Here is a 12,866-nt window from a genome sequence, read left to right on the forward strand (position 1 = left end):
AACCCCTTGGAATCCTGGAGCAATCTCCGATGGCTAGAGCCCCAGCAGGGCCGGTGCCGGTGGTGGTGATGGGGCTGGGATTCATCGGGCAGGAGATTGCCAGAGCTGCCCTGTCCTGCCCGGAAGTGGAATTGATTGGGGCCGTGGATACCCACGCCTCCCTCGTCGGTCGTCCGTTGGGTGACGTGCTGGGAGGTCCCGGTCCTCGCGTCAAGGTGATGGACTCCCTGGAGAAGGCCGTGGGCCGCCGCAAGGGCGCGGTGCTGCTGCACGCGACGGGCTCCCGGCTGCCGCAGGTGATGGACCAATTGCTGGCGGCGCTGAAGCTGGGCCTGCCGATTGCCAGCACCTGTGAGGAGCTGGCCTTTCCCTATCTGAAGTACCCGGAGCTGGCGGACAAGCTGGACCGCGCCGCGCAGCGCGCCGAGGTCTCCATCGTCGGCGCGGGCGTCAACCCGGGTTTCGTTCTGGACAGACTGGTGGCCACGGCGGGGCAGGTGTGTGGTCCGGTGCGGCGCGCGACAGTCACCCGGGTGGTGGACGCGCGCACCCGCCGGGAGGCCTTGCAGCGCAAGGTCGGCGCCGGTCTGACGGAGGAAGAGTTCTTCGAGTTGGTGGATGGTGAGCAGCTCGGCCACGTGGGGCTGGTGGAGTCGGCGGCACTCGCGGCATTGGGCCTGGGGTTGGATTGTGATGACTACGAAGAAGAGGTAGCCCCCGTATTCGCCGAGGAGGACATCTCGGGCGGCGCGTTCGCCGTGAAGAAGGGACGGGTGGCGGGCATGTTCCAGTCGGTGGTCGGGTTGGAGGACGGGCAGGAGCGGGTGCGACTGGAGCTGACCATCGCCGTAGGGGCTGACGACCCGAAGGACCGCATTGAAATCGATGCGGACCCTCGTTTGGTGTTGGAAATCCCGGGGGGAGTGGCAGGCGACCGGGCCACCGCGAATGCGCTGGTGAATGCCGCGCCACGCTTGACGGCCGCCGAAGCAGGGCTCCTCACGGTGCTCGAGCTTCCGGCCGGACGTTAGAGTCAGGAGAGGGATAATGCTGGACAAGAATGCGATCGGCCGTGCCTCGCCGCCGACGCTCAACGAAGTGGAGAAGGGTGCCATCCGCCGCTTCGCGGAGGCCATCGGAGACTACAACCCCATCTACTACGACGAGGAGTACGCTCGGGCCTCTGGATATCCCACCATCATCGCTCCTCCCACGTTTCCCGCGTCCTTTCATTCGGCCGCGGACTTGAGGGAGCTGCTTGGCGTGGGCATCAAGAGCCTGCTGCACGCCGAACAAGGCTTCGACTACGAGCGGCCCATCTTCGCCGGAGACCGCATCTACGTCTCCACCCGCGTCGCGGACGTCTCCGAGCGCCAGGGCATGTCCGGGAAGATGGACATCGCTGTCATCGAGGACGAAGGCCGCGACGAGGAAGGCAACCTGGTGTTCCGAGCCCGCCGGACGTTGGTGGTCCGCGCCTCAAAGGAGACCCCGTGATGCCCGCGCGCAAGCTCTACTTCGAGTCCATCCGCGTCGGAGACGAGCTGCCGGCGCTGGCGAAGGCTCCGGTGGACCGTGTCCAGTTGTCCCGGTACGCCGGTGCCTCCGGCGACTACAACCCCGTGCACGTCGACGAGCTCTACGCCAAGAGCGTGGGCATGCCGAGCGTGTATGCCCCCGGCATGCTGGTGATGGGCATGCTCGGCCAGCTCATCAGCGACTGGGCCCGGGGCGGGCAGATGCGGCGCTACAACGTGCGCTTCATCAAGATGGTGTGGCCGGGTGACACCGTCGTCTGCAAGGGCCGGGTGAGCAACCGCCACGGCACCGCGGGCCGCTACTTCGTGGACATCGACCTGTGGGCGGAGAACCAGCGCGGCGAGCTGGTGATGAAGGGCGGCGCGCAGATCCAGCTCTTCTACTCCCTGGAGGACGAGAACCGGCAGCGCTCCGGCCAGTCCCCCATCGTCATCGAAGTTCCCCGGGAGAGCCTGGCCGCCGCCCCCGCCACGTCCACCGGCGGAGGCTCGAGCGAGGCCTCGGCCGTCGACGAGGAGGCCGACGAGTCGGACGAGCGCCGCAATGGTGCCTCGTCCAAGAAGACCGTCCCCCGGGAGAAGCCCGCTGCCAAGACGGCGACGCTTCCCTCGGCCAAGAAGGCGAAGAAGTAGCGGTTTGACGGTCTGCGGTGAGGGGCGGCCTGGGGGGCCCCTCAACGCAGGGTGTCATTCAGGGTTGACTCAAAAATCAGTCGCCGCCACACTTCCTGTGTCATTTGCGCCGCTGACCCGAGGCCTTCGAACCTGAAGGCGGGCAGCGAGCCGTCACGCAGGAGTGGCCATGTCCGCCGGCATCAACACCTACAAGATCGACCTTCGAGAGATTTTCTTCGCTTTGTTCGAGCAGTTCGGCTTCGGCCAGGTGGCCGGTCAGGCCCCGTACGACGCCTGGGGCCCGGATGAGGCGAAGGCGGTGTTGTCTGAGACGTATCGCTTCGCGCGCGAGGTGCTCGGGCCCCTCAACTCCGTGGGAGACCGCGAGGGCTGTCGGGTGGAGAACGGCTCGGTGCTCACGCCGACGGGCTTCAAGGACGCGTGGAAGAAACTCTACGAGCAGGGCTTCAAGACGGTGGCGGTGAGCCCGGAGCACGGTGGCCAGGGCGCGCCGATGATGCTGCAGGTGACGGTGGAGGAGCTGCTATCGGGCGCCAACACGGCCTTCAACATGTACCCGGGCCTGTCGTTCGGCGCGGCGGAAGTCATCGCCGAGTGCGGGACGAAGGAGCAGCAACACCTCTTCGTGGAGCGCATGCTCAACGGCACGTGGGGCGGCACCATGTGCCTCACCGAGCCGCACGCCGGCTCCGACGTAGGCGCGGCGAAGTCCACCGCCCGTCGCAACGCGGACGGCACGTACAACATCCGCGGGACGAAGATCTTCATCTCCGGCGGCGACCATGACATGGCCCAGAACGTCATCCACCTGGTGCTCGCGCGCATCGACGGCGCGTCGCCCGGCACCAAGGGCCTGTCGCTGTTCATCGTCCCCAAGCTGCGCATCGGCAAGGACGGCAGCTCGGGTCAGGCCAACGACGTGTCCGTGGGCTCCATCGAGCACAAGATGGGCATCAACGGCTCGGCGACCTGTGTGCTGAACTTCGGTGAGAGCGACAACTGTCTGGGCGAGCTCGTCGGCACCGTCGAGCACGTCGGCATGAGCCAGATGTTCAAGATGATGAACGGCGCGCGCATCGCCGTCGGCATCCAGGGCGTCGCGCTGGCGTCGGCCGCCTACTACAACGCGGTGGACTACGCGAAGGACCGCAAGCAGGGCTCCCACTTCACCAAGTGGAAGGACCCCACCGCGCCGCGCGCCGCCATCATCGAGCACCCGGACGTCCGCCGCATGCTGCTGGACATCAAGTCCCACGTGGAGGGCATCCGCGCGCTCATCATCAAGCTGGCCATGCACCTGGACAAGGCGCGGCAGCTGGCGGGCAAGGACGACGAGGCGGCCACCTACCACAAGGGCCAGGTGGAGCTGCTCACCCCGCTGGTGAAGTCCTACGGCTCGGACCAGTCCTTCCGTCTGTGCTCGCAGGCCATCCAGGTGTACGGCGGCGCCGGCTACATCCAGGACTACCCGGTGGAGCAGTACACGCGTGACTCGAAAATCTTCTCCATCTACGAGGGCACCAACCACATCCAGGCCATGGACCTGGTGGGCCGCAAGCTGGGGCAGGCCGGTGGCATGCACTTCCAGCAGTTCATGGGCGACGTGGGCGCCTTCGTGGAAGCGCACCGCGAGAACGCCACCTACGGCGAGGCCGTGAAGCTGCTGGCGAGCGCGCAGGAGGCGCTGATGTCCAGCGCGATGACGGTGTTCAGCTGGTCGCAGGACGGCGGCAAGTTCCCGCTGATTCCGCTGTCCGCCAACCGCTTCCTCAACATGATGTCCGAAGTGGCCGTGGGCTGGCTGCTCCTGGACGCGGCGCTCATCGCGGACAAGGCGCAGGGCGCGCTGTCGGCGGACCACCCGGACCGCGCGTTCTACGAGGGCAAGAAGTACAGCGCCCTGTACTACGCGCGCAACGTGCTGCCCAACGTGGAGCAGGCCGCGCGCCTCATCGCCCTCGAGGACACCTCCCCGATGGAGATCACCGACGCCGCGTTCGCGTCCGTCTGAGTCGCGACGACATCTGATCGGGCGCCCCGAGGCTAGGGCGCCCTCCAGAAACACCGAGGCCACCTGGGGATTCGCTCCCGAGGTGGCCTTCGTGTTTCAACCGGGACTGTGTGACGGGAAGGGCGCTACTCGCCCTCGCGCACGCCGATGGCGAGCTGACCGAGGCCCGCCTTCTTCGCCAGCTCCATCACCTGGACGACGGTGCCGTGCGGGACGCCCTCGTCGGCCTGGACGATGACGACGGTGTCCGGGTCCTTCAGCTTGGCGGCGTCGAAGGCCTTCTGGAGTTCGTCCTGGCTGACGACGTTGCCGGCGACCACGAAGCGGCCGTCCGCGAGCACGGCCACGGACATGTCCGTGGTGCGCGCGGTGACGTCCGCGGCGCCGCCCTTGGGCAGGTTCACCTTGAGGCCCGCCTTGGCGCCGCCTCCGGGGCCCTGCTGGACGATGACGGAGCTGGTCACCATGAAGATGATGAGCAGCACGAGGAAGATGTCGGTGAGCGGGGTGATGTTGATTTCGGCGAAGACACCTTCTTCGCCTTCGTCACCGGACCCCGGTGTCTTGCCCATGGCCATGGTGCGTGTCCCCTGGGGCTAGGCGGGCTGCGTGTCGACGCGCGCCGGAGAGGTGGGGGGCTGGGGGTCGACGCGGGGGGCGGGCTCCGGAGGAAGCCCCGAGGCGCGCTCCTTGAGCATCTCCGCGAACTCGTCGCCCATCAGCCGCAGCTCCACCAGCACGCGTGAGAGGCGGGCCTGGAAGTAGTTGTAGAAGACCATGGCCTGCACGGCGACGAGGATGCCGACCGCCGTGGCGACCAGGGCCTCGGAGATGCCCGTCATCACCGCGCCGGTGCCGCCGGTGCCGCCGGCCTCCACGTCCAGGCCCAGGTCCTTGAACGAGCGCATGATGCCGGCCACGGTGCCGAACAAGCCCACGAAGGGCGTAATCGAGCCGATGGTGGCGAGAATCCAGAGGTTGCGGCGCAGCTTGAGGGCCACCTGGGCGCGCTCGCGCTCCACGGCGGCCTCCACGCCCGCGCCGCCCGTGCCCCGGCTGCGCTCCCAGCGGTCGAACCCCGCGAGGAAGATGTCGGCGGCGACGGAGTCGGAGCGCTCGGCGGCGGTGCGGGCCGCCGGCACGTCGCCTCGGAGCAGGTGCTTGCTGACCGCCTCGCCCAGGAGGCGGGAGCGCTCGCTCACCCCCCAGAGGGCGATGATGCGCTCGACGGCCACGACGAGCGCGGCGACGGAGGCCAGAAGCAGCAGGGCCAGGGTGACTCCGCCGAGGCGGAGGTAATGCAGGATGTCGTTCAGGCTCATTGGTGGGTGACCCGGCAGGGCGCCATGGCCCAGACTAGGAGATATGAACCGCGCAGCCGCCGCAATCTTCCTGGCAGTGCTCTGTTCGGCCTGCCCCAAGCGCATCGAGTTCGGGCCGGAGGGGCAACTCACCGACGCCGAGGTCGTCTACCAGCGTGTCCGGCAGAACCAGGACAACGTCGTCTCCCTGGAGGGGGACGCGAAGCTGCGTGTCGAATCCCCCCAGCAGAGCGGCACCATCGGGATGTTCCTTTCCGTCACCCGCCCGGCCCTGCTGCACCTGGAGACGTTCGATTTCTTCAACAGGCCCCTCGCCTCCCTCGTCGGGGACGGGACGCGCTTCGGCCTGTACCAGACGGAGACGCACACGTACTACCAGGGCCCGGCGAGCCCGCAGAACGTGTCGCGCTTCCTGCCCGTCGTCCTGCCGGGCGAGGAACTGGTGGCCATCATGCTGGGCCAGGTGCCCCTCATCCCTCCGGAGCGCATGACGCTGGAGCTGGACACGAAGGAGGGCGTCTACGTGCTCACCCTCCACCGGGGCACCGCCAGCCAGGTGCTCCAGGTTCACCCCAAGTATCTGCGCGTGGTGAAGAGCCATGTGCGCGGCGTCCCCGGGTATGACCTGGCCTTCGACGACTTCCTGGAGCGAGGCGGCCTCATCTTCCCGGGCAAGGTGGAGCTCATCGCGAAGCAGGCGGGGACGAAGCTCCAGCTTCGCTACCAGCAGATCAAGCTCAACGGCCGGCCGGACCTCACGCTCTACGAGTTGACTCCTCCGGAGGGGGCCAAGGTGGTGGAGGTGGATGACGCGGGGCGGGAGCTGCCGGCCGGGGGGCCCGAGTCGCCAGCGCCCCCGGTGCCGGGTTCCTGACCGGGCAGGCACGGAAGAAGAAGCGCGGCGGCTGGAGTCGGGTAGAGTGGCGCCCACGACATGGCACAGATCAAGCTCGGAGAACTGCTGATCAAAGCGAATGTGCTCCAGGAGAGCCAGCTCAAGGCCGCGCTCGCCGAACAGGCGAAGTGGGGCGGCAAGCTGGGTGAAATCCTGGTCCGGATGAGCCTCGTCTCCGAGGACATCCTGGTGCGAGCCTTGTCCAAGCAGCTCGGCATGCCGGCGGTGAACCTGGACGCGGTCCAGGTGGTTCCTCCGCATGTGAAGGCCAAGATTCCTCCGCAGACCGCGCGTGACTTCTCCGTGCTGCCGCTGCAGCTGCGGGATGAGGGCAAGACGCTGGTCGTGGCGATGTCGGATCCGCTCAACATGCGGATGCTCGACGAGCTTCGCGCCGTGACGAAGTGCCGCATCATCCCCAACGTGGCGGGGCGCACCTCCATCGCCCGGGCCTTCGCCCGGATGTACGAGGAGAATGTGGAGTTGGAGGACGCGGACACCAACTTCAAGGTGGTGGACGCCCAGGGCCGCACGGTGGTGAAGAACCTCAAGGACCTGGATCCGGCCGCCGCGGCGGTCGTCTCCGCGCCCAGGCCCCCGCCCCCGGTGGCGCGTCCGCCGCCGCCGGTTCAAGAGGCCCCGCGCAGCACCGCGGGCACCGGCAGCCCCGCTGACCTCTTGCGCAGCGTGGAAGAGGTGCAGCGCAAGGAAGTCGCCGCGCTCAAGGCCATGGTGGAACTGCTCATCGAAAAGGGTGTGTTCTCCCGCGACGAGTACCTCGCGAAGGTCAAGCGGTAGCCCGCCCTCATGCGCAAGAAGATTGGTGAGCTGCTCGTCGAGGCGGGAGTGGTGACGGAGGAGCAGGTGCGGGTGGCGCTCGGGCGTCGAGGCGCGCCGGGGAACCTGCGGCTGGGCGAGACGCTGGTGGCCCAGGGCCTGTGCGCGCCGTTGCACGTGGCCAGGGCGCTGGCGGTGCAGCACGGGCTGCCCTTCATGGAGCTGCCCGAGGAGATTCCCCACGCGGTGGTCTCGCTGGTGTCCCTGGACTTCCAGGCGGAGCACCGCGTCCTCCTCTTCCGCTCGGAAGTGGAGGGGCGCAGCGAGCGCATCCATGTCGCGGTGGAAGACCCAGGGGATTTGACGTTGGTGGACGAGCTGCGCTTCCAGCTCCGCAAGCAGGTGCGGGTCTTCGTCGTCGCGTCGGACGACCTGGACGCCGCGCTGGCCCGGGCGCGGGGAGAGCCGCTGGACATCGTCGAGGCCGAGCCGTTTTACGAGGAGGATGGCTCCGGCCCTCTTCCCGTGACAGCGGGGACGCCATTGGAGTGGGAGATGCCGGAGACGCCGAAGCCCCCCGCAGCGAGACCCCCCCCCGCCGCCGCGCCCGCCGCCCGTCGGCCCGGGACGCCGCCGCCTCCGCCCGCGGAAGCCCTGCGGCAGGGGCCTGGGGGGGATGCGCTGGATGATCTGCTGGGCGTGAAGCCCGCCGCGGCCCGGCCGCCTCCGCCGCCTCCGCCCATCTTCGAGGCGGACGAGGAGGAGAAGCCCCGCGTGCCGGTGGTGATGTTCGGTGGGGCCGCGAAGGGCTCGCTGCCCGCGCTGGCGCTCACGCCGACGCCGGACTTCTCCGATGACGACCTGGCCATCCTGGACGACCTGGAGCGCATGTCCCGGGGCGACGAGGCGGTGCTGGACACGGAGAAGGTGAAGCCCGCGCGCATGGTGGCCAGCCTCATCCGCCTGCTCATCCGCAAGGGGCTCATCCAGGAGGTGGAGTTCCTGGAGGAGCTGGCGAAGAAGTGACGCCCGGCGCGTCGCCCTCGGGGGACGGGTCCCTGCTGGAGGTCCGAGGGCTCGCCGTCGAGCTGGCACGGGACGAGGGCAGGGTGCGCGCGGTGGACGGCGTGTCCTTCGCGGTGCCTCCCGGCGGAACCCTGGGCGTGGTGGGGGAGAGCGGCTGCGGCAAGAGCCTCACCGCGCTGTCCCTGCTGAAGCTCGCGCCCCAGCCTCCGGTGCGAGTGGCCGCGGGCGAGGTGTTCTTCCAGGGCCGCGACTTGCTGAAGCTCTCCGATGAAGAGCTGCGGCGGGTGCGCGGACGCCACGCGGCCATGGTGTTCCAGGAGCCGATGACGTCGCTCAACCCCGTCTTCACGGTGGGCGAGCAGATCTCCGAAGGCGTTCGTCTCCACCTGGGGGCCTCGCGCTCGCAGGCGCGGGAGCGCTCGGTGGAGATGCTGCGGCAGGTGGGCATCCCCGCTCCGGGTGAGCGCGTGGACGCGTGGCCCCATCAACTTTCGGGCGGGATGCGGCAGCGGGTGATGCTCGCGATGGCGCTCGCTTGCGACCCATCGCTGCTCATCGCGGACGAGCCCACCACCGCGCTGGACGTCACCATCCAGGCGCAGATTCTGGATCTGCTCAAGCGCCTGCAGGCCGAGCGCGGCATGGCGGTGATGCTCATCACCCACGACCTGGGCGTCGTCGCGGAGAGCTGCGACACGGTGGTGGTGATGTACGCGGGGAAGGTGGTGGAGCACGCGCCGGTGCGCGAGCTGTTCGCGAGCCCCGCGCATCCCTACACCGCGGGCCTGCTGCGCTCGCTCCCGTCGCTGGGGGGCGAGGTGAGCGAAGCGCCTCAGGGGCCTCGGCGGAGGCTGCGCGCCATCCCCGGCATGGTGCCCGCCCTGGGGAAGCTGCCGTCGGGCTGTGCGTTCCGCGAGCGGTGCGAGCGTGCGCGAGAAGAGTGTTCGCGCGTGACGCCGGTGCTGGAGCGCAAGCGCGGCGGACAGCTCGCGGCGTGTCACCATCCGGTGCCCGCGTCATGAGCGCCGAGCCGCTCCTCCAGGCGAAGGACGTCCAGGTCCACTTCCCCGGGCGGGGGGGCTGGCTGGGGCGCGTGCGCGGCGCGGTGAAGGCCGTGGACGGCGTGACGTTCGACGTCTTCCGGGGCGAGACGCTGGGCGTGGTGGGGGAGAGTGGCTGCGGGAAGAGCACCCTGGGGCGCGCGCTCTTGCGTCTGGTGCCTCCCACCGCGGGCTCCATCCACTTCGATGGGCAGGACGTCACCGGGTTGTCCCAGAGACGACTCCGGCCGCTGCGCCGTCGCATGCAGCTCGTCTTCCAGGACCCGTATGCCTCGCTCAACCCGCGCATGACGGTGCGGGACATCCTGGGCGAGCCGTTCGACATCCACGGCCTCGCACGGGGGCCGGGCGAACGGGAGCGCGAGGTCGCCGCGTTGCTGGATGCGATGGGGCTGCCGCGCGAGGCGCTGGGGCGCTATCCGCATGAGTTCTCCGGAGGCCAGCGTCAGCGGCTTGGCATCGCCCGAGCCATCGCGCTGCGGCCGGACCTGGTGGTGGCCGACGAGCCCATCAGCGCGCTCGACGTCTCCATCCAGGCGCAGATCGTCAACCTGCTGGTGGACCTGCAGCGTGAGCGCGGCCTCACCTACGTGTTCATCGCGCACGACTTGAACATCGTCGAGCACGTGTCCACGCGGGTGGCGGTGATGTACCTGGGGCGGATCGTGGAGCTGGCACCGTCGGCCCCGCTGTACCGCCGCCCCCGTCATCCGTACACGCAGGCGCTGCTCGCGTCGGTGCCGGTGCCGGACCCCGAGCGGGCGCGTACGCGCCTGCTGGTCCCTGGAGAGCCGCCCTCGCCGCTCGCGCCACCGCCGGGGTGCACGTTCCACCCGAGGTGTCCGCACGCGATGGAGCGGTGTCGCCGCGAGTCGCCGCCGCTGTATCCGCTGGGCTCCGGACATTTCGCCGCGTGCTTCCTGGCGGAAGGGGAGTCCCAGCAATCATCGACCGCCCCGCGGTCCGGAGGTGCCGACGGTGTTCTGGCTCAGTCACCATCATCCGGATGAGTACAACCGCACCTACGTGCTCGGTGGGCTCCGCGTCTGCGCGCGATGTCTGGGCACCTATCCGGTGCTGATGGCCACACTGGTGGGGCTCTTCATCGCGCGCGCGCCGCTGGCGTGGGCCTGGGATGTGCCGGCGGTGCTGCTGCTCACGCTGCCGGCGCTGGTGGACTGGGCGGTGGGGCGCTTCCGCCCGGCCTCGGGCTCCAACGCGGTGCGGACGGCCACGGGGGTCCTGTTGGGAATGGCGCTCGGCCGCTCGCTGTACGTCCACGTCCAGCGCCCCCTGCCGGGGGTGCTGCTGGCACAGGCGGCGCTCGTGACAGCCGTCGCGCTCCCTGTCATTCTCGCCACTTACCGGAAGCCACGTCCGGATTAGACCCTGGTGGCCCGTCGCCCGTTAAGAGGGCACGGGTTGAGGGTGGGCCGGAGTGAACGTGGCTCCACGAGCGATGGGGGAGAGTTGGGACCGGAGACCTCAGACGAGCGATTGATGCTCGCCTTCCAGGCGGGGGACGCTCGCGCGTTCGAGGCGTTGGTGCGAAGGCACCGGACACCGGTGTTCAACTTCATCCTGCGCTTCGTCGGGCAACGGGCACGGGCGGAGGACGTGCTGCAGGAGACATGGCTGAAGGTGGTACGCAGCGCCGGCGAATATCAGGCGAAGGCCCGGTTCACGACCTGGGTCTACACCATCGCGAGGAACCTCTGTGTGGACAGCGCGCGCAAGGAAAGCTACCGCCAGGCCACGTCCCTGGAGTCTCCAGTGAGTGGTGTGGACGGGGAGGAAGGCCGCCCGCTGTCGGAGGCGCTGCCGGACTCCGGCGCCAGTCCCGAGCGGGGCGCGTACAACGCCCGCCTGCGGCCCCTGCTGGAGCGCGCCCTGGCCTCCCTTCCCGAGGAGCAGCGGGAGGTGTTCATCCTGCGTGAGTACAGCGGCATCCCCTTCAAGGATATCGCCGACGTGACGGGTGTCTCGGAGAACACGGTGAAGAGCCGGATGCGCTATGCGCTCGACGGCTTGCGCCGCCGATTGGCGGAGCTGGGCGTGGATGGCGATCTCGCCGACGATGGAAGGACGGTGGTGGGATGAAGCCGCAGAATCTCCATGCGCACGAGGACCGGCTCCTCGACTTCGCCTATGGCGAGCTGCCCGCCCCGGAGGCCCAGGTGGTGGAGTCGCATCTCCAGGGCTGCGCTCGCTGCACCCAGGCCCTGGATGACATCCGCGGCGTGCGCGTCACCATGTCCCAGCTCTCCGAGGAGTCCGCGCCCGACGCGGGGCTGGAGTCGCTCCTGGCGTACGCGCAGCAGTCCGCGCGCCGCGCCGCCGCCGGGCCCGCTCCCACGCCGTCGCGCTGGCGCCGGTGGCTCTTGCCCGTCGTCGGGCTCGCCTCGGTGGGCACGCTGGGCATCCTCACCCTCAACGCGCAGTCACCAGAGCTGACGCGGCCCAACCTCGCGGCGGCGGAGGTGCAGTCGAGCAAGGCCTCGCCCTCGATGGCTCCCGCGCCGAAGCCCGTGCCTCCCTCCGCCGTCGCGCCGGCCCAGGCCGTCGCGGAAGCGCCGCCGCCTCCCGCCGACACGATTGGCGGGGCCGCGGACTCCCGCGCCAGGGACGTGCGGAAGTCGCGGAGCGAGGAGTCCCGGCGCGCGGAGGGCTGGGAGATGGCGGGCAGCGGCGGCGGCCTCGGCACCGGGAGCCGCTCCGATGAGCTGAAGTCGAAGAAGATGACGAGCGCGGAGGTCATGCGCGGCAAGCCGTCCGCTTCGAAGACCGAGCCCGCCGAGAAGGCCCAGCGCGAGGTGTCGAACCTGGACGAGGAGGCCCTCGCGGAGGGGGCACCCATCCTGTCGCAGCCCCCCGCTCCCGCGAGTCCTCCCCAAGAGCCTCTTCGACTGGGGGGCGCGCTCGCCAAGAAGGAGTCGGTCAAGGACAGCGACGGCGCCTCGTCGAAGGGGGGAACGTGGGATGAGGGGCCCGGAGCGCCGGCGCTGGAAGCCGTCACCGAGCCCATGGCCCAGGGTGTTGTCGCCAGCGCTCCCGCGCCTTCAGGCTCCTACGGAGGCCGGGGTGGGGTGGCTCCGCCGTCCGGTGGCGCGAGCGATGACTTCGCACAGGCGCCCACCACCCGTGCCAAGTCCACCATGAAGCCGGCGAAGGCTCCCGCGAGAGCTCAACTGCCCATGCCCGAGCCGTCGGCGCTGCGCCGTGCCGAGGCCGAGGCCGAGGAGCGGTCCTCGGGGCTGTCCGTGGCGGAGCTGTCGCTTCAGGCCCAGGCCGCGAACCGGACTGGAGACCGGGACCAGGAGGCGAGGCTGTTGCGACTCGCCCTGGACGCGGGGGCCTCCAGCGCCGAACGCCTGGGGTTGCTCAATCGCCTGTGCGACGCGGAGCTGGCCCTCGGGCATAGACGGGAAGGGCTGGCCGCGTGTAATCAGGTTTTGACGGAAGCCCCGGGTTCCAGCGCGGCTCAGGCGGCCCGTCGTCGGCTGAGCCGTGAGCCAGGCTCAGGTGAAACACCGGCGGTGGATTCTCAGCCCGCGCCGTAAACTCCCGCGATTTTTCAGTAAATGGGAGGGTGTAGGCAGG

General features: G+C 69.4%; 14 protein-coding genes. 12 read left to right on the forward strand and 2 right to left on the reverse strand.

Annotated features, from left to right (window positions below; translation table 11 throughout):
• Positions 1–29 precede the first annotated feature (29 nt).
• From G4D83_RS11640 to G4D83_RS11655, 4 genes are all read left to right on the forward strand, one after another.
• A complete protein-coding gene (locus tag G4D83_RS11640; protein ID WP_163864800.1) occupies positions 30–1,031 on the forward strand; it encodes an NAD(P)H-dependent amine dehydrogenase family protein in 1,002 nt (333 codons plus the stop codon).
• Positions 1,032–1,047: 16 nt separating this feature from the next.
• Positions 1,048–1,497 carry a MaoC family dehydratase N-terminal domain-containing protein gene (locus G4D83_RS11645; protein ID WP_141643258.1) on the forward strand — a complete coding sequence of 150 codons (450 nt, stop codon included), beginning with the start codon at positions 1,048–1,050 and terminating at the stop codon, positions 1,495–1,497.
• Positions 1,497–2,171 (forward strand): MaoC family dehydratase, encoded by a 675-nt coding sequence (locus G4D83_RS11650; RefSeq protein WP_163864801.1) that lies wholly within the window; start codon positions 1,497–1,499, stop codon positions 2,169–2,171. The genes G4D83_RS11645 and G4D83_RS11650 overlap by 1 nt, the downstream gene beginning before the upstream one ends.
• A 169-nt stretch (positions 2,172–2,340) precedes the next feature.
• Positions 2,341–4,185 carry an acyl-CoA dehydrogenase family protein gene (locus tag G4D83_RS11655; RefSeq protein ID WP_163864802.1) on the forward strand — a complete coding sequence of 615 codons (1,845 nt, stop codon included), beginning with the start codon at positions 2,341–2,343 and terminating at the stop codon, positions 4,183–4,185.
• Positions 4,186–4,310: 125 nt separating this feature from the next.
• On the opposite strand, the gene G4D83_RS11660 is transcribed toward G4D83_RS11655, so the two are convergent.
• Positions 4,311–4,763, reverse strand: a complete 453-nt coding sequence (locus tag G4D83_RS11660; RefSeq protein WP_163864803.1) for an ExbD/TolR family protein — start codon at positions 4,761–4,763, stop codon at positions 4,311–4,313.
• Positions 4,764–4,781: 18 nt separating this feature from the next.
• A complete protein-coding gene (locus G4D83_RS11665; RefSeq protein WP_163864804.1) occupies positions 4,782–5,507 on the reverse strand; it encodes a MotA/TolQ/ExbB proton channel family protein in 726 nt (241 codons plus the stop codon).
• A 43-nt stretch (positions 5,508–5,550) separates the two neighbouring features.
• Here G4D83_RS11665 and G4D83_RS11670 point away from each other — a divergent pair, with 43 nt between their 5' ends.
• From G4D83_RS11670 to G4D83_RS11705, 8 genes are read left to right on the forward strand one after another with little or no spacing between them, the layout of a single operon-like run.
• Positions 5,551–6,381 (forward strand): DUF4292 domain-containing protein, encoded by an 831-nt coding sequence (locus tag G4D83_RS11670; protein ID WP_163864805.1) that lies wholly within the window; start codon positions 5,551–5,553, stop codon positions 6,379–6,381.
• Between the two features lie 60 nt (positions 6,382–6,441).
• Positions 6,442–7,200, forward strand: coding sequence for a cyclic di-GMP-binding domain-containing protein, MshE-related (locus tag G4D83_RS11675; protein WP_163864806.1), 759 nt, complete (start codon positions 6,442–6,444; stop codon positions 7,198–7,200).
• A 9-nt stretch (positions 7,201–7,209) separates the two neighbouring features.
• On the forward strand, positions 7,210–8,205 hold the full coding sequence (locus G4D83_RS11680) for a GspE/PulE/PilB domain-containing protein (RefSeq protein ID WP_163864807.1): 996 nt from the start codon (positions 7,210–7,212) through the stop codon (positions 8,203–8,205).
• Complete coding sequence (locus tag G4D83_RS11685) at positions 8,202–9,227, forward strand: ABC transporter ATP-binding protein (protein ID WP_163864808.1); 1,026 nt, start codon at positions 8,202–8,204, stop codon at positions 9,225–9,227. The genes G4D83_RS11680 and G4D83_RS11685 overlap by 4 nt, the downstream gene beginning before the upstream one ends.
• The gene (locus tag G4D83_RS11690; protein WP_163864809.1) at positions 9,224–10,276 is read left to right on the forward strand and encodes an ABC transporter ATP-binding protein; all 1,053 of its coding nucleotides are present in this window, start codon (positions 9,224–9,226) and stop codon (positions 10,274–10,276) included. The genes G4D83_RS11685 and G4D83_RS11690 overlap by 4 nt, the downstream gene beginning before the upstream one ends.
• Positions 10,245–10,652 (forward strand): DUF2085 domain-containing protein, encoded by a 408-nt coding sequence (locus tag G4D83_RS11695; protein ID WP_163864810.1) that lies wholly within the window; start codon positions 10,245–10,247, stop codon positions 10,650–10,652. The genes G4D83_RS11690 and G4D83_RS11695 overlap by 32 nt, the downstream gene beginning before the upstream one ends.
• Positions 10,653–10,694: 42 nt before the next feature.
• Complete coding sequence (locus G4D83_RS11700) at positions 10,695–11,366, forward strand: RNA polymerase sigma factor (RefSeq protein WP_163864811.1); 672 nt, start codon at positions 10,695–10,697, stop codon at positions 11,364–11,366.
• Complete coding sequence (locus tag G4D83_RS11705; protein ID WP_163864812.1) at positions 11,363–12,826, forward strand: zf-HC2 domain-containing protein; 1,464 nt, start codon at positions 11,363–11,365, stop codon at positions 12,824–12,826. Before G4D83_RS11700 ends, G4D83_RS11705 begins: the two co-directional genes overlap by 4 nt.
• Positions 12,827–12,866: the final 40 nt, after the last annotated feature.

Source organism: Myxococcus eversor (assembly GCF_010894455.1).
Lineage (GTDB): Bacteria > Myxococcota > Myxococcia > Myxococcales > Myxococcaceae > Myxococcus > Myxococcus eversor.